General features: G+C 57.4%; 17 protein-coding genes. 10 read left to right on the top strand and 7 right to left on the bottom strand.

Annotated features, from left to right (window positions below; translation table 11 throughout):
* The first annotated feature begins 175 nt into the window (after nt 1–175).
* Genes ugpA through ugpQ form a run of 4 tightly spaced genes read left to right on the top strand, consistent with a single transcriptional unit; the run spans nt 176 to nt 3,717 of the window.
* Complete coding sequence (gene ugpA, locus MT962_RS15555; RefSeq protein ID WP_247366012.1) at nt 176–1,063, top strand: sn-glycerol-3-phosphate ABC transporter permease UgpA; 888 nt, start codon at nt 176–178, stop codon at nt 1,061–1,063.
* Entirely contained in the window at nt 1,060–1,905 is an 846-nt protein-coding gene (gene ugpE / locus MT962_RS15560; protein WP_247366013.1) for a sn-glycerol-3-phosphate ABC transporter permease UgpE, read from the top strand. The genes ugpA and ugpE overlap by 4 nt, the downstream gene beginning before the upstream one ends.
* A 1-nt stretch (nt 1,906) precedes the next feature.
* Nucleotides 1,907–2,980 (top strand): sn-glycerol-3-phosphate import ATP-binding protein UgpC, encoded by a 1,074-nt coding sequence (locus tag MT962_RS15565; protein WP_247366014.1) that lies wholly within the window; start codon nt 1,907–1,909, stop codon nt 2,978–2,980.
* On the top strand, nt 2,977–3,717 hold the full coding sequence (gene ugpQ / locus MT962_RS15570) for a glycerophosphodiester phosphodiesterase (RefSeq protein ID WP_024557048.1): 741 nt from the start codon (nt 2,977–2,979) through the stop codon (nt 3,715–3,717). Before MT962_RS15565 ends, ugpQ begins: the two co-directional genes overlap by 4 nt.
* Here the strand turns inward: ugpQ and MT962_RS15575 are convergent.
* Nucleotides 3,714–4,259: a DUF2756 family protein gene (locus tag MT962_RS15575; protein ID WP_247366015.1), complete on the bottom strand. Its 546-nt coding sequence runs from the start codon at nt 4,257–4,259 to the stop codon at nt 3,714–3,716. The genes ugpQ and MT962_RS15575 overlap by 4 nt on opposite strands.
* 124 nt (nt 4,260–4,383) lie before the next feature.
* Between MT962_RS15575 and ggt the strand changes: the two genes are divergently transcribed.
* Complete coding sequence (ggt, locus tag MT962_RS15580; protein WP_024559786.1) at nt 4,384–6,144, top strand: gamma-glutamyltransferase; 1,761 nt, start codon at nt 4,384–4,386, stop codon at nt 6,142–6,144.
* Nucleotides 6,145–6,231: 87 nt separating this feature from the next.
* On the opposite strand, the gene MT962_RS15585 is transcribed toward ggt, so the two are convergent.
* The 5 genes from MT962_RS15585 to MT962_RS15605 all read right to left on the bottom strand — a co-directional run bounded on the left by MT962_RS15585 (nt 6,232) and on the right by MT962_RS15605 (nt 10,429).
* Entirely contained in the window at nt 6,232–7,035 is an 804-nt protein-coding gene (locus MT962_RS15585; RefSeq protein WP_024557045.1) for a MetQ/NlpA family ABC transporter substrate-binding protein, read from the bottom strand.
* A gap of 23 nt (nt 7,036–7,058) precedes the next feature.
* Nucleotides 7,059–7,727: a methionine ABC transporter permease gene (locus MT962_RS15590; protein ID WP_024557044.1), complete on the bottom strand. Its 669-nt coding sequence runs from the start codon at nt 7,725–7,727 to the stop codon at nt 7,059–7,061.
* Nucleotides 7,720–8,742, bottom strand: coding sequence for an ATP-binding cassette domain-containing protein (locus tag MT962_RS15595; protein WP_024559785.1), 1,023 nt, complete (start codon nt 8,740–8,742; stop codon nt 7,720–7,722). The genes MT962_RS15590 and MT962_RS15595 overlap by 8 nt, the downstream gene beginning before the upstream one ends.
* Nucleotides 8,743–8,997: 255 nt before the next feature.
* Nucleotides 8,998–9,498: an N-acetyltransferase gene (yhhY, locus tag MT962_RS15600; protein ID WP_247366016.1), complete on the bottom strand. Its 501-nt coding sequence runs from the start codon at nt 9,496–9,498 to the stop codon at nt 8,998–9,000.
* A 244-nt stretch (nt 9,499–9,742) separates the two neighbouring features.
* A complete protein-coding gene (locus tag MT962_RS15605; RefSeq protein WP_024559784.1) occupies nt 9,743–10,429 on the bottom strand; it encodes a polymer-forming cytoskeletal protein in 687 nt (228 codons plus the stop codon).
* Nucleotides 10,430–10,683: 254 nt separating this feature from the next.
* On the opposite strand from MT962_RS15605, the gene MT962_RS15610 reads away from it, so the two are divergent.
* The 5 genes from MT962_RS15610 (at nt 10,684) to gntU (ending at nt 15,698) form a co-directional block, all read left to right on the top strand.
* A complete protein-coding gene (locus tag MT962_RS15610; protein WP_024559783.1) occupies nt 10,684–11,724 on the top strand; it encodes an oxidoreductase in 1,041 nt (346 codons plus the stop codon).
* A 146-nt stretch (nt 11,725–11,870) separates the two neighbouring features.
* Nucleotides 11,871–12,566, top strand: a complete 696-nt coding sequence (locus MT962_RS15615) for a pirin family protein (protein WP_024557039.1) — start codon at nt 11,871–11,873, stop codon at nt 12,564–12,566.
* Between the two features lie 100 nt (nt 12,567–12,666).
* Nucleotides 12,667–13,662 (top strand): gluconate operon transcriptional repressor GntR, encoded by a 996-nt coding sequence (gene gntR, locus MT962_RS15620; protein WP_024557038.1) that lies wholly within the window; start codon nt 12,667–12,669, stop codon nt 13,660–13,662.
* Between the two features lie 155 nt (nt 13,663–13,817).
* Complete coding sequence (gene gntK, locus MT962_RS15625) at nt 13,818–14,342, top strand: gluconokinase (protein WP_024557037.1); 525 nt, start codon at nt 13,818–13,820, stop codon at nt 14,340–14,342.
* A gap of 15 nt (nt 14,343–14,357) precedes the next feature.
* Nucleotides 14,358–15,698 (top strand): gluconate transporter, encoded by a 1,341-nt coding sequence (gntU, locus tag MT962_RS15630; protein ID WP_024557036.1) that lies wholly within the window; start codon nt 14,358–14,360, stop codon nt 15,696–15,698.
* 32 nt (nt 15,699–15,730) lie between these two features.
* On the opposite strand, the gene MT962_RS15635 is transcribed toward gntU, so the two are convergent.
* Nucleotides 15,731–16,324 carry a YhgN family NAAT transporter gene (locus MT962_RS15635; RefSeq protein WP_024557035.1) on the bottom strand — a complete coding sequence of 198 codons (594 nt, stop codon included), beginning with the start codon at nt 16,322–16,324 and terminating at the stop codon, nt 15,731–15,733.
* Between the last annotated feature and the right edge of the window lie 2 nt (nt 16,325–16,326).

Here is a 16,326-nt window from a genome sequence, read left to right on the forward strand (position 1 = left end):
CGCGATGCCCCTCACCCTCACCCTGCGGGGAGAGGGCTGCGGTGAGGGATAAAGCCAGAACGCGCCGTTGAATAACGCCGTTGTCGGGCGGATAAGCAAAACGCCTCCGCCTTTCACGTTTTTCTGCAACGTTGGGCGGCCTGTCCGCCGCCCGCTGCTGTTAAAGAGTTACGCTATGTCTTCATCTCGTCCGGTGTTTCGCTCAGGCTGGCTGCCCTACGCACTGCTGGCGCCGCAGTTGATTATCACCATTATCTTTTTTATCTGGCCTGCCGGCGAAGCGCTCTGGTACTCCGTGCAAAGCGTTGACCCGTTTGGGCTCTCCAGCCAGTTTGTCGGGCTCGCAAATTTTACCCAGCTCTTCAACGACAGCTACTATCTGGACTCCTTCTGGACCACCATTAAATTCAGCGCGCTGGTCACCGTCAGCGGCCTGCTGGTGTCGCTCTTTTTCGCAGCCCTTGTGGATTACGTGGTGCGCGGCAGCCGTTTTTACCAGACGCTGATGCTGCTGCCCTATGCGGTGGCGCCCGCTATTGCCGCGGTGCTCTGGATCTTCCTGTTCAACCCGGGGCGCGGCCTTATCACCCACGTGCTGGAGCATGTCGGCTATTACTGGAACCACGCGCAGAACAGCGGCCAGGCGATGTTCCTGGTGGTCTTCGCCTCGGTCTGGAAGCAGATAAGCTACAACTTCCTTTTCTTTTTCGCCGCGTTGCAGTCCATCCCGCGCTCGCTGGTGGAAGCCGCCGCCATTGACGGCGCGGGCCCCATTCGCCGCTTCTTTATGCTGGCGCTGCCGCTTATCGCACCGGTGAGCTTTTTCCTGCTGGTGGTGAACCTCGTTTACGCCTTCTTCGACACCTTTCCGGTTATCGACGCCGCCACGGCGGGCGGACCGGTGCAGGCCACCACCACGCTTATCTACAAAATTTATCGCGAAGGCTTCGCCGGGCTGGACCTTTCCGCTTCCGCCGCGCAGTCCGTGGTGCTGATGCTGCTGGTTATCGTGCTGACGGTCGTGCAGTTTCGCTATGTGGAAAAAAAGGTGCGCTACCAATGATTGAGAACCGTCGCGGGCTGGACATCTTCTGTCATGTGATGCTGATTATCGGCATCACCGTCATCCTTTTCCCGCTCTATGTCGCGTTTGTGGCGGCAACGCTCGATAACCAGGCGGTGTTCGCTACGCCGATGACGCTTATCCCGGGCGGCCATCTGTGGGAAAACATGAGCAACATCTGGCGCAACGGCGTCGGCGCCAACAGCGCGCCCTTCTGGCTGATGCTGCTTAATAGCTTCATCATGGCTTTCAGCATCACCGTGGGCAAAATCGCCGTCTCCATTCTTTCCGCTTTCGCCATCGTCTGGTTTCGCTTTCCGCTGCGCAATCTTTTCTTCTGGATGATTTTTATCACCCTGATGCTGCCGGTCGAGGTGCGTATTTTCCCGACGGTAGAGGTGATTGCGAACCTGAAAATGCTCGACAGCTACACCGGGCTGACGCTGCCGCTGATGGCGTCGGCTACGGCCACCTTTCTGTTCCGCCAGTTTTTTATGACGCTGCCGGATGAACTGCTGGAAGCGGCGCGCATTGACGGCGCCTCGCCGATGCGCTTTTTCCGCGACATCGTGCTGCCGCTGTCGAAAACCAACCTGGCGGCGCTGTTCGTCATCACTTTTATCTACGGCTGGAACCAGTATCTCTGGCCGCTGCTGATAATCAGCGACCCGAGCCTCGGCACGGCGGTGGCAGGCATTAAAGGGATGATTTCGCTTGGCGAGGGGAGCACCCAGTGGAACCAGGTGATGGCGGCAATGCTGCTGACCCTGATCCCGCCGGTAGTGATTGTTTTGGCAATGCAGCGCGCCTTTGTTCGCGGGCTGGTGGATAGCGAGAAATAAGATGGCAGGTTTAAAACTTCAGGCCGTGACCAAAAGCTGGGATAACGGCAAAACGCAGGTTATCCAGCCGTTGACGGTGGACGTGGCGGATGGCGAATTTATTGTGATGGTCGGCCCCTCCGGCTGCGGCAAGTCCACGCTGCTGCGCATGGTGGCGGGGCTTGAGCGGGTGACGAGCGGCGATATCTGGATAGATCGCCAGCGCGTCACGGAAATGGAGCCGAAAGCGCGCGGCATCGCCATGGTGTTCCAGAACTACGCGCTCTATCCGCATATGAATGTGGAAGAGAACATGGCCTGGGGGCTGAAAATTCGCGGTATGGGTAAAGCGCATATCGCCGAGCGGGTGAAAGAGGCGGCGCGCATTCTGGAGCTGGACGGGTTGCTCAAGCGCCGCCCGCGCGAGCTCTCCGGCGGTCAGCGTCAGCGCGTGGCAATGGGCCGCGCCATCGTACGCGACCCGGCGGTGTTTCTCTTTGACGAGCCGCTCTCCAACCTCGACGCCAAACTGCGCGTACAAATGCGTCTTGAACTGCAACAGCTGCACCGCCGTCTGCGCACCACATCGCTGTACGTCACGCACGACCAGGTGGAGGCGATGACGCTCGCCCAGCGCGTAATGGTGATGAATAAAGGCGTGGCGGAGCAGATTGGCACGCCGGTGGAGGTCTACGAAAAGCCCGCCAGCCGCTTTGTGGCGAGCTTTATCGGCAGCCCGGCGATGAACCTGCTGGAAGGGCGCGTTAACGTCGACGGCGCCCATTTTGACGTGGACGGCGGTCTCTCTCTGCCGCTGGGGCGGCTGCATAAATCGCTCGCCGGGCGCAAGGTGACGCTGGGTATCCGCCCGGAACATATTGCGCTAAGCTCACAAACCGCAGGCGGCGTGCCGTTGCCGATGGATACGCTTGAAATGCTCGGCGCGGATAACCTCGCTCACGGGCGCTGGGGACAGCAGAGCGTAGTGGTGCGCCTGGCGCACCAGGAGCGTCCGCAGCCGGGCAGCACGCTGTGGCTGCACCTGCCGGAAAATCATCTGCACTTTTTTGACGGTGAAACAGGACAACGACTATGAGCAACTGGCCTTACCCTCGCATCGTCGCCCACCGCGGCGGCGGCAAGCTGGCGCCGGAAAACACGCTGGCGGCGATTGACGTCGGGGCGCGCTTCGGTCACGCCATGATTGAGTTTGACGCCAAGCTCTCACGCGACGGGCAGATCTTCCTGCTGCATGACGATACGCTTGAGCGTACCAGCAACGGCTGGGGGGTGGCGGGGCGCCTGACGTGGGACGAATTGCTGAAAGTGGACGCGGGCGGCTGGTATAGCGGCGAGTTTAAAGGCGAGAAGCTGCCGCTGCTTTCAGAGGTGGCGCAGCGCTGCCGCCAGCACGCGATGATGGCGAATATTGAGATCAAGCCGACGACCGGCGCGGATGCCGAAACGGGGAGCGTCGTGGCGCTGGCCGCCCGCGCGCTGTGGCAGGGAATGACCGCGCCGCTGCTCTCCTCGTTCTCCATTGAGGCGCTGGAGGCGGCGCAGCAGAGCGCGCCGGAACTGCCGCGCGGCCTGCTGCTGGATGCGTGGCGCGACGACTGGCGCGCGCTGGCCTCCCGGCTCGGCTGCGTTTCCCTGCACCTTAACCATCGCTTGCTGGATGAGGCGCGGGTGGCGCAAATTAAATCCGCCGGGCTGCGCATTCTGGTTTATACCGTGAATGACCCGCAGCGCGCCGCGCTATTGCTGAGCTGGGGCGTAGACTGCATCTGCACCGACCGGATTGACCTCATCGGCCCCGACTTCCACGCTTAAGGCCCGATAGTTTTCAGCGGCACGTTGGGCTGCGGCATCGTACCGGTGCTGTTGTTGTTCAGCGTGCCGTTGTTCTGTTGCAGCATATCGCCGTTATTTCTTTGCGGCAGCATATGGCTCTCCTGCGTCATGCTGGCGCTGTTGTTCAGCATGCGATCCTGACCGCTGCCGCTCATCATCCCGCTCTGGTTTACAGAGGGATTCAGCATTCGCTGTTCGCCGCCGCTGCTTAGCATGCTGCCGCTGGTGTTGGGCAGCACCTGCTGCGTTTGCGGGTTCAGCTCGCCCGGCTGCGACTGCCGCATCCGCTGCGTGTTGTTGTTAATTTGCGATTCCAGATGTTGCTGCTGCAGGCGAGTTTGCGACTGCACCTGCTGGTTAAGCATGGTTTGCCGCTGATTTTGTTCTATCTGCATTTGCGTTTGCAGCCGCTGCTGAGCGGGGATCTGATAGCCCGGCAGGTTTGGGTTATTGGTCACATTCAAAGGCTGCGCCAGCGCGCAGCAGGGCAGCAGAGCCGCCAGTAGCCATGTTCGTTTCATGCTCACTTCCTCCGTCTCGGGGGCATTCTTTTAGTGTATCTCCTTTAGCGCAGTACGATGATTTTTTAAGCATTGTGAACCAGGCTTAAGCGGGGGCTGGCCCCGTTTGAGCAGGAGAGCAGCAATGACGATGAGGTGGAACACGGCACGCTGGGCCGTCATCCCGGCGCTGGTGGCAGGGCTATGTTTATCGGTGACGGCCGCGCCGCCGCCTACGGCAGCCCCTGCTCCGGTTTCTTATGGCGTCGAGCAGGATATCTTTCATCCGGTGCGCGCCCAGCACGGCATGGTGGCGTCGGTAGACGCTACCGCCACCCAGGTGGGCGTGGACATCCTTAAGCAGGGCGGCAATGCGGTGGATGCGGCGGTGGCGGTGGGCTTTGCGCTGGCGGTCACGCACCCGCAGGCGGGCAACCTGGGCGGCGGCGGCTTTATGATGCTGCGCACCAAAGAGGGCAAGGTCACCGCCATTGATTTTCGCGAAATGGCGCCGGAAAAAGCCACGCGGGATATGTTCCTCGACGATCAGGGGAACGCCGACAGCAATAAATCCCTGACGTCGCATCTGGCGACCGGCACGCCGGGCAGCGTGGCGGGCTTTACGCTGGCGCTGGAGAAGTACGGCACGCTGCCACTTAACAAGGTGATGCAGCCTGCCATTAAGCTTGCGCGCGACGGGATAACCATTAACGAGGCGCTGGCCTCGGACCTGAAAACGTACGGCACCGATATCCTGCCCAAACATGAAAACAGCAAGGCGATTTTCTGGAAGCAGGACGGCACGCCGCTACAGCAGGGCGACAGGCTGGTGCAGACCAATCTGGCGAAAAGTCTGGAGATGATTGCCGAAAACGGCCCGGACGCCTTTTATAAAGGCCCGATTGCCGACCAGATAGCGCAGGAGATGGAAAAAAACGGCGGGCTTATCACCAAAGCCGATCTCGCCAACTACCGGGCAGTGGAGCGTACGCCGATTAGCGGCGACTATCGCGGCTACCAGATCTACTCCATGCCGCCGCCTTCATCCGGCGGGATCCACATCGTGCAGATCCTGAATATTCTGGAGAATTTCGATCTGCATAAATACGGTTTCGGCAGCGCCGACGCCATTCAACTGATGGCGGAAGCGGAAAAATACGCCTATGCCGACCGCTCGGAGTACCTTGGCGACCCCGACTTTGTGAAAGTGCCGTGGGAGGCGCTCACCAGCAAGGGTTACGCGAAGTCGCTCGCGCAGCAAATCGATATCAACAAAGCGAGGCCGTCAAAGGAGATTAAGCCTGGCAATATCTCGCCCTATGAGAGCAACCAGACCACCCACTTCTCGGTGGTGGATAAAGACGGCAACGCGGTGGCGGTGACTTATACGCTCAACACCGATTTCGGCAGCGGCATCGTGGCGGGCAATACCGGCATCTTGCTGAACAACGAAATGGATGACTTCTCCGCCAAGCCCGGCGTGCCGAACGTTTACGGGCTGGTGGGCGGCGACGCCAACGCCGTGGGGCCGAAGAAGCGCCCGCTCTCTTCCATGTCGCCGACCATCGTGGTGAAAGAGGGCAAAACCTGGCTGGTGACCGGCAGCCCGGGCGGCAGCCGTATCATCACCACCGTGCTGCAGATGATAGTCAACACCGTGGATTACGGCATGAACGTGGCGGAAGCGACCAGCGCGCCGCGCTTCCACCACCAGTGGTTGCCGGACGAGCTATGGCTGGAGAAGGGGTTTAGCCCGGACACGCAGCGTTTGTTAAAAGAGAAAGGGCAGAACGTGGCGGTGAAAGAGGTGATGGGCAGCACGCAGAGCATCATGGTCGGCCCGGACGGCATGCTCTATGGCGCTTCCGACCCGCGCACGGTGGAGGATTTAACGGCGGGGTACTAATCGTGGCATCAAGCCGCGGGCGACTCAACGCCTGCGGCTTAAAGAAGAGAAAGGATGGCCGCTTAACATGCGGCTATCCCTGTTCGCTTAGTTATTTACCGGAATGACCGCGCCTTTATATTTGGTGCGGATCCAGTCCTGAATCTCTTTAGAGTGCAGTACGTTCACCAGCGCGACGATATCTTTTTTCTTCTCGTCGCCGCGGTGTACGGTAATGATATTGGCGTACGGGTTGTTTTCGCCGCTTTCCACTGCAATCGGGTCTTTCACCGGATCCAGACCAGCGTCGATGGCGTAGTTAGCGTTAATTACTACTGCGTCGCCTTCGTCGTTGGCATACATCTGCGGCAGCAGGGAGCCTTCAACGTTCGGCAGGAACTGCAGTTTTTTCGGGTTTTCCACTACGTCGCTGATGCGTGCGGCGACTTTATCCACGCCCGGCTTCAGCTTAATCACGCCTTCTTTTTCAAAGATAGAGAGAATGCGGCCTTCTTCCGCCACGGCGTCACGCATAATTACTTTGCCGCCCTGAGGCAGCTCTTTCAGCGATTTGTATTTTTTAGAGTAAATGCCGATCGGCTCAATATGGATAGCGCCCGCGCTGACAAAGTCATAAGACTTATCGTCGGCGTGATCTTTCAGCACGCTGTTCAGATACGGGATGTGCTGGAAATAGTTAGCGTCGATATCATGGCTCGCCAGCGCGGTATTCGGCAGGATGTAATCCTGGAACGGACGAATTTCGAGGTCGATGCCCTGTTTAGCAAGAATAGGCTTCGCCTGCTCCAGAATTTCCGCATGCGGAACGTTAGAGGCGCCAACGGTTAAGGTATCAGCCCAGGCGGAAAAGCTTAATGTGGCGGCGGCAATCAGTGTCAGAACTTTTTTCATGTGGTTAATTCTCTGTTGTGTGTTTAACGTTTGTCTAAATACTTCGTCAGCGCGTCGCCTATAAACTGAATAATAAAGACGATGACGAGTATGGTTACCGTTGCCACCAGAGTGACATCGTTGTGGTTGCGCTGGAATCCTTCCAGATAAGCCAGGTTGCCTAAACCGCCTGCGCCAATGACGCCAGCCATCGCGCTGTAGCTCACCAGCGCGATAAGCGTAACGGTAATGCCGGAGACCAGCGCCGGTGAGGATTCAGGAATTAATACCCGGAAAATAAGCGTGCTCAGGCGAGCGCCCATAGAACGCGTGGCTTCAATCACGCCTTTGTCCACTTCGCGCAGCGCGATTTCAACGAGGCGCGCATAAAAGGGCGCCGCGCCGACAATCAACGCTGGCAGCGCGGCATTGGCGCCGAGAATGGTGCCGATAATCGTTTTGGTAAACGGGATCAGCAGCACAATCAAAATAATAAAAGGAATAGAACGGAAGACGTTTACTACAACAGAAATAACGCCATAAATAGTTCGGTTCTGGAATAAGCTGCCTCTGGCCGTTAAAAATAACGCCAGCCCCAGAATCAGCCCGAGAATAAACGTCGCAATACCCGACAGCGCCGTCATATAAAGCGTTTCCTGCGTGGCCGCAATAAGCTGGTCCCATTTCAGATGGGGAAAATATGAATCAGCCACGTTTAATTACCTCACTCTGAATATCATGCTGGCGTAAATCATTAAGAATGTTGTCAAGCTGCTCTTCGCTGGCGTCGACATGCAGCCAGAGCTGGCCGAATACCCCCTGCGCGGTTTGCGTCATCCGCCCGTGGAGAATATTAAACGGTACGCCGTAGCGCAGCGTGAGTTCGCCCACGACCGGCTGGTGGGTGCTGTGGCCAACAAACGTGAGTTTGATAATGGTGCCGCGCAGGTTATCGGCCAGTTCCGGCTGAAACGCGTCATCGTCGTCATGCTGGCTGATCTGGCGCACAAACTGCCGCGTAATTTCCTTTTGCGGGTGGGTAAAGACCTGCAATACGTCGCCTTCTTCCACCACTTTGCCGTTTTCCATCACCGCCACGCGATCGCAAATTTTGCGTACCACGTGCATTTCATGGGTAATTAATACGATGGTCAGGTTGAAGCGCTTATTGATGTCCTTTAGCAGGTCGAGAATTTGATCGGTGGTTTGCGGGTCAAGCGCCGACGTGGCCTCGTCGCACAGCAGCACGTCGGGGTTGTTGGCCAGCGCCCGCGCAATGCCCACGCGCTGCTTCTGCCCGCCGCTCAGGCGGGAAGGGTAGGCGTTTTCGCGTCCTTTCAGCCCAACCAGTTCAACCAGCTCCGCCACGCGCTTTTTGATGTCCGCTTTAGGGACGCCGGCAATCTGCATCGAAAAAGCGATGTTCTCGCTGACGGTTCTCGACCACAGCAGGTTGAAGTGCTGGAACACCATGCTGATTTTCAGGCGCGCGCGGCGCAGCGCTTCGCCCTTCGCCGCCGAAATATCGTGGTCGGCAATCACAACGCTGCCGGCGGTTGGCTTTTCAAGGCCGTTCAGCAGGCGTATCAGGGTGCTTTTCCCGGCGCCGCTGTAGCCGATAATGCCGTAGATCTGCCCGCGCGCGATGGACAAGCTAACGTCATCAACGGCGGTCAGGCTCTCTTTTCCCGTGTGAAAAATTTTGGATATGTTTTTTAGAACAATCATTAACTTTCTTTATCCTGCAAACCGTCATGAGCGCTGAAAGGGCGGGTATGGCGTATGAAGTTTTTTGCCTGGGGCGTTTTTCAGACAAATATATAGAGAGGGTTTATAGCTTTAAAATGACCAAAAAATATTTCATATGAATTTTGGGTATATGCCAAACGGTATGGTCATAAAGCGTAAGAAACGGGGAAAAGAGAACGGCGCTGTCAGGCGACAGCGCCGGAAGATTTCACGGTAAAGCGTGAAGTAAAAGGGTTAACGCGCTTTCATTCGCGCCATGTAGTAAGCATCCACATATTCGCCGTTGCGCAGGGCGAATTGCTTTCCGGTGCCTTCCAGCGCAAAGCCAAACTTACGGTAGACCGCCAGCGCGGGGGCGTTGTCGGCAAATACGGTCAGTTCGATGCGCTCAATGCGCAGCCAGTTATCGCAGAGGTTCACCATCTCCGCCATCAGCGCGGAAGCGACGCCGCGGTTGCGGTGTGCCGGGTGAACGCTCATGCCGAAGGTAGCCACGTGGCTGCGGCGCGGGTTTTGCTCCACCGTCAAAGCAAGATGGCCTGCCACTACATCGTCAATGCAGGCCACTAACTGGCGCCGCCCGGCAGGCGGCTGGTTCATGCGCGCTTGCCACATTTCAAAAGAGGGATGAGGAATTTGCAGCGTGTCGTGGTAGACCTCCGGCAGGGCGTTGAGCTGGCGCAGGGCTTCGGTATCCCGGGCTTCGGCGTGACGGACAACCACTTGTGCAGACATACTTTTCTCCTCATTGAGTGACGGTAATTACCACCTTCCGGGGTTTCGCTTTTGGGGTCAACTGCCATTTTTTGCTAAAAATCGCTGGACACATGCGAATGATAATGATTATTATTGCCGTGCGTTCAGGGAGTCCCCAACGGAGAACCTGAAAGCACGACATTGCTCACATTGCTTCCAGTATTTCTTAGCCAGCCGGGTGCTGGCTTTTTTTTTGCCTGAACGCCGCGGGGTGGGTTAACGTTCAGGCCTGCTTTTTCTCTTTTGCGGGTTTCTGCGGCCCGACTATCGCTTCGCTTTCCGCCGCTTCCGCCGCTATCGGTTGCTCGACGCTGAAATCAAGGATGTTGGTCTGCGTTTCAACCGGCGTCCAGATCTCCGACTGGCCTACCAGCGCGCCGCCTTTTTTAATCGAAAGCGTCGCATAGGCAATCGCGCCGTGGATTTTGCCGTGCTCGTAAATATCGATGGATTCAGACCGGCACTGGCCGTTGACGGTGCCGTCGACAATCAGTTCGCGGCTGGTGATGTTGCCTTCCACCAGCCCGCTGCGCATGATTTTGATAATGCCGCCGCTGGAGTCGATGTTGCCGTACACCGCACCGTAGATATAAACCTGCCCGGCGGCGGTAATATTGCCTTCAAAACGTACGTCGGCGGCGACCACGGTATTGTTTTGCTTCTCTTCGCGCGCCGGCTCTTTTTCAACCGGCTGCGGGGCAGTGACCACTTTATTTTGCGGCGTCTCTGCCGTCGTTTTCATTTTTCCAAACATAGTAAAAACCTGCTGTTGTAAGGGATGAAGGGTAAAAGCCAATAAGGTCAGGCAGGCGAGCGGCAGCGCCCAGTTCCGGGCGTGATAACACCAGGCCGCCAGCGCCAGCGACCAGAAACAGAGTCCCGCATTTAAAAAGAGAAAACGCCGATCCATGGTGGCTTGCCTGCGGCTCCGTTGCCCGCCTGTGAAAAGATAAAAGCGCCGGGTTATCCGGGCCGCGCATACTACCACGCACCCGTAACGCTTCAGGGCTAAACACATTCCTGGTTTACAGCAGCGGTCAAATTCCTTAGCGGAATCAACGAGCCAGGAATAGTGTGCTTTTCGCATTCAGAAAAGCGCCCGGACTGGCGCATGCCCGCATCGGGAGTTAAGGTAAATTGAGTGTCTGAAATAAGGAAAAGAGTATGACCCTCAATTGCGCTTTTATCGGCTTTGGCAAAAGCACTACCCGTTACCATCTGCCTTACGTGCTTATTCGTAAGGATAAATTTCACGTTGCCCATATTTTCCGCCGCCACGAGAAACCGGCGCTGGAGCAGCAGCCGGAATATCAGCATATCCACTTCACCAGCAATCTTGACGAGGTGCTGGGCGACGATTCTGTAAAGCTGGTGATTGTCTGCACCCACGCAGACAGCCATTTCGACTACGCGAAGCGCGCGCTGGAGGCGGGCAAAAACGTGCTGGTGGAGAAGCCCTTCACGCCGACGATTGCCGAGGCGCGGGAGCTGTTCGAACTGGCGCGCAGCAAAGGGCTGACCGTCACGCCTTACCAAAACCGCCGCTTCGACTCCTGCTTCCTCACTACCCGACAGGTGATTGAGAGCGGCAAGCTTGGGCAGATTGTCGAAATCGAAAGCCACTTCGATTACTACCGCCCGACGGCGGAGACCAAACCAGGCCTGCCGCAGGACGGTATGTTCTACGGCCTTGGCGTGCATACGATGGACCAGATAATCTCGCTGTTCGGCCGACCGGACCATGTCAGTTACGACATCCGCAGCCTGCGCAATAAGGCGAACCCGGACGATACGTTTGAAGCGCAGCTTTTCTATGGCGATATGAAAGCCATCGTTAAAACCAGCCACTTCGTCAAAATCGATTACCCGAAGTTTATCGTGCACGGTACCCAGGGTTCGTTTCTGCGCTACGGCATCGACCAGCAGGAAACCAGCCTGAAAGCGGGCGTTATGCCAGGCGAGCCGGGCTTTGCGGCCCATGAAGGCGAAGGGGTGCTGGAGTATGTCAACGGCGCCGGGGAAACCGTGCGTGAGAAGGTCGATGCCGTGCCGGGCGACTACGGCCGCGTCTACGATTCGCTCTATGAAACGCTCGTTAACGGCGCGCCAAATTACGTCAGAGAATCTGAAGTGCTGACCAATCTGGAAATCCTCGAACGCGGTTTCGAGCAGGCCTCACCCGCTACGGTAACCCTTGCGAAATAAGGCTTTCTGGCTCCTCTGGACTTATTCATATTTTTTGAACAGAGGAGTCAATTTTCACCCTCTATGATCCTCATCGTTCTCGGTCCACACTACATCCATCGAAACGAACATGGCCTGATGACTCAGGCGCAACGAGGGTATAAAAGATGATTTTCTTACGCAAAGCAGAAGAACGTGGTCACGCAAATCATGGCTGGCTGGATTCCTGGCACACCTTTTCCTTCGCCAACTATTACGACCCGAACTTTATGGGCTTTTCCGCGCTGCGGGTGATTAACGATGACGTCGTGGCGCCCGGACAAGGGTTCGGCACCCACCCGCACAAAGACATGGAAATCCTGACTTACGTGCTGGAAGGGGCGGTGGAGCACCAGGACAGCATGGGCAACAAAGAGCAGGTGCCTGCGGGCGAGTTCCAGATTATGAGCGCCGGGACCGGGGTGCGTCACTCCGAGTACAACCCGAGCAGCACCGAGCGCCTGCGTCTGTACCAGATCTGGATCATTCCGGAAAAAACCGGCATTGAGCCGCGCTACGAGCAGCGCCGCTTCGACGCCGCTCAGGGCCGCCAGCTGGTGCTGTCGCCGGACGCCCGTGACGGTTCGCTGAAAGTTTACCAGGATATGGAGCTTTCCCGCTGGGCGATGGCGAAAGAGGAGCAGTCGGTTTATCCGATAGCCGCCGAGCGCCGCGTCTGGATCCAGGTAGTGAAAGGTGAAGTGACGATTAACGGCACGAAAGCGAAAACCAGTGATGGTCTCGCCATCTGGGATGAGCAGGCGCTCTCCATTCATGCCGACAGCGAAAGCGAAATTCTGCTCTTCGATCTGCCGCCAGTTTAATAACTTAACGCACTTCTCAACCTTCCCTGAAACTGGGGAAGGTTGAGCATCGTCCGTGCTAGACTGAGCGACAATTTTCACCTCACGCTTATTCAGGACGATGAAAAAGAAAAGACCGGTTCTTCAGGACGTAGCCGATCTCGTCGGCGTTACCAAAATGACCATCAGTCGTTATCTGCGCAACCCTGAGCAGGTTTCGACGGCGTTGCGTGGGAAAATCGCCGTGGCGCTGGATGAGCTTGGCTACATTCCCAACCGGGCGCCCGATATCCTTTCCAACGCCACCAGCCGGGCGGTGGGCGTCTTGCTTCCCTCTTTAACCAATCAGGTGTTCGCCGAGGTGCTGCGCGGTATCGAAAGCGTGATTGACGCGCACGGCTACCAGACCATGCTCGCCCACTATGGCTATAAGCCAGAGCTGGAAGAGGAGCGGCTGGAGTCGATGCTCTCATGGAATATCGACGGCCTGATCCTGACCGAGCGCACCCATACGCCGCGCACGCTGAAAATGATTGAAGTGGCCGGCATTCCGGTGGTGGAGCTGATGGACAGCGTGTCGCCGTGTCTGGATATCGCCGTGGGGTTTGATAACTTCGACGCGGCGCGGCAGATGACCGCGGCGATTATCGCGCGCGGCCATCGTCACGTCGCCTATCTGGGCGCGCGCCTTGATGAGCGCACCATCATGAAACAAAAAGGGTATGAGCAGGCGATGCGGGACGCGGGGCTGACGCCTTACAGCGTCATGGTGGAGCAATCGTCGTCTTATTCCACAGGCATTGAATTACTGCGCCAGGCGCGACGCGAATACCCGCAGCTCGACAGTATCTTTTGCACTAACGACGACCTCGCCATCGGCGCGGCGTTCGAGTGCCAGCGTATGGGGTTGCGCATTCCGCAGGATATGGCGATTGCCGGTTTTCACGGCCACGATATCGGGCAGGTGATGGAGCCGCGCCTCGCCAGCGTCCTGACGCCGCGCGAGCGGATGGGGCGTATCGGCGCCGAGCGTTTACTGGCGCGCATTCGCGGCGAAACGGTAACGCCGACGCTGCTGGATCTCGGTTTTACCCTGTCGCCGGGCGGATCGATTTGATCGCGCAAATTTGAAGTAGTTCACACTTATCCACTCTCAAAAGCTATGGTTATTGCTAATTAAGAATATGAGCCAGACAATGTTACCGATAACAGTTACCCGTAACAGTCTTGCCCGTAACGCTTTGTGTAATCTGTGCCACCAGGAGCCACGCGATGAGCACAACCAATAACGATCACCATATCTTTGTTCTGATGGGCGTTTCCGGCAGCGGCAAATCCGCCGTGGCCGCTGAAGTGGCGCACCGTCTGAACGCCGCCTTTCTGGATGGCGACTTCCTGCATCCGCGCCGCAACATCATGAAAATGGCGGCAGGCGACCCGCTAAACGATGACGATCGCAAGCCCTGGCTGCAGGCGCTCAACGACGCCGCTTTCGCCATGCAGCGCACCAATAAAGTTTCGCTGATTGTCTGCTCGGCGCTGAAAAAGCGCTATCGCGACATTCTGCGCGACGGCAACCCGAATCTCTCTTTTATCTACCTGAAAGGCGATTTCGACGTGATTGAAAGCCGCCTGCGCGCGCGTAAAGGCCACTTCTTCAAACCGCAGATGCTGGTGACCCAGTTTGAAGCGTTAGAAGAGCCGAAAAACGACGAAGGCGATGTGCTGATCGTCGATATCAACCAGACGCTGGATGAGGTGGTGGAGAGCACCATTGCGCTAATCAATCAAAAATAAAAGGCTATAAAAGTTGTGAATACATTAACCCTCGTGTTGACGGCTGTAGGGTCGGTTCTCCTTTTGCTGTTTTTGGTCATGAAGGCAAGGATGCATGCGTTTGTGGCGCTGATGGTGGTTTCAATCGGCGCCGGGCTTTTCTCCGGCATGCCGCTCGATAAAATCGCAGCGACAATGGAAAAGGGGATGGGCGGCACGCTCGGCTTTCTGGCTGTGGTGGTGGCGCTTGGCGCGATGTTCGGCAAAATCCTGCATGAAACCGGCGCGGTGGACCAGATAGCCCTGAAGATGTTGAAATCTTTCGGTCATAACCGGGCGCATTACGCCATTGGCCTTGCCGGGCTTATCTGCGCGCTACCGCTCTTCTTTGAAGTGGCGATTGTGCTGCTTATCAGCATCGCGTTCTCTATGGCGCGCCACACCGGCGCCAACCTCGTAAGACTGGTGATCCCGCTGTTCGCAGGCGTGGCCGCCGCCGCCGCCTTCCTGCTGCCGGGGCCCGCGCCGATGCTGCTCGCCTCCCAGATGCATGCCGATTTCGGCTGGATGATTTTGATTGGCCTGTGCGCCGCCGTTCCGGGCATGCTTATCGCCGGTCCGCTGTTCGGCAATTTTATTAGCCGCTATGTGGAGCTGCGTATTCCGGACGACATTAACGAGCCTGACTTTGGCGACAGCAAGCTGCCGTCGTTTGGCTTCAGCCTGTCGCTTATCCTGCTGCCGCTGGTGCTGGTGGGAATGAAAACCATCGCCGCCCGCTTTACGGAGCAGGGCTCCCGCCTGTATGAATGGCTGGAGTTTATCGGCCATCCGTTTACCGCGATTCTCGTCGCCTGCCTGGTGGCTATTTATGGCCTGGCGATGCGCCGCGGCATGCCGAAAGATAAAGTGATGGCGGTGTGCGGCCAGGCGCTGCAACCGGCGGGCATTATCTTGCTGGTGATCGGCGCAGGCGGCGTGTTTAAACAGGTGCTGGTCGACTCTGGCGTCGGCCCGGCGCTGGGCTCAGCCCTGACCGGCATGGGGCTTCCCATTGCCCTGACCTGTTTCGTGCTGGCGGCGGCGGTGCGCATTATTCAGGGTTCCGCCACCGTCGCCTGCCTGACGGCGGTAGGCCTGGTGATGCCGGTTATCGAAAATTTGCACTACTCCGGCGCGCAGCTTGCCGCGCTGTCCATTTGCATTGGTGGCGGCTCGATTGTGGTGAGCCACGTTAACGACGCCGGGTTCTGGCTCTTCGGCAAGTTTACCGGCGCGACGGAAGGGCAGACGCTAAAAACCTGGACGCTGATGGAAACCATCCTCGGCACCACCGGCGCCCTCGTCGGGGCGATAGCCTTTACGCTGCTCTCCTGAAAAAAAGGGCTTCCCTGCGGAAGCCCTTTTTCTTACCCCTTCATCCACGCCCTGATGCCGTCCAGGAACATCTGGGTGGCGAGCATTACCAGCACTAACCCCATTAACCGCTCCAGCGCGTTCACCCCTTTTTCGCCAAGCAGCCTTAAGAAAAGCGAGGACTGCAACAGAATGACGAAGGTGCCGCCCCAGGCGAGCAGCAGCGCGATAACCAGGTGGCCCATCTGGTTTGGATATTGATGCGAAAGCAGCATCAGCGTGGCGAGCAGCGTCGGCCCCGCCACCAGCGGAATGGCAAGCGGCACAATGAAAGGCTCTTCCCCCGCCGGCAGCCCGGTGCTGCTGCCCTCGTGGCTTGGGAAGATCATTTTAATGGCGATTAAGAAAAGAATAATGCCGCCGGAAATCGAGACGGTTTCCGCCCGCAGATTAAGAAATGCCAGAATTTTTTCGCCCGCAAAGAGAAAGATGAGCATCAGCAGCAGCGCGATAAACAGCTCCCTGACCATAATGGCCCGCCGACGTTTAGGCTCGGTATGTTTCAGCACCGACATGAAAATCGGCAGGTTGCCCAGGGGATCCATAATCAGGATCAATAACACGGCGGCAGAGATGATTTCATTCATGA

This window comes from Franconibacter sp. IITDAS19 (genome assembly GCF_023079515.1).
Taxonomy (GTDB): domain Bacteria; phylum Pseudomonadota; class Gammaproteobacteria; order Enterobacterales; family Enterobacteriaceae; genus Franconibacter; species Franconibacter pulveris.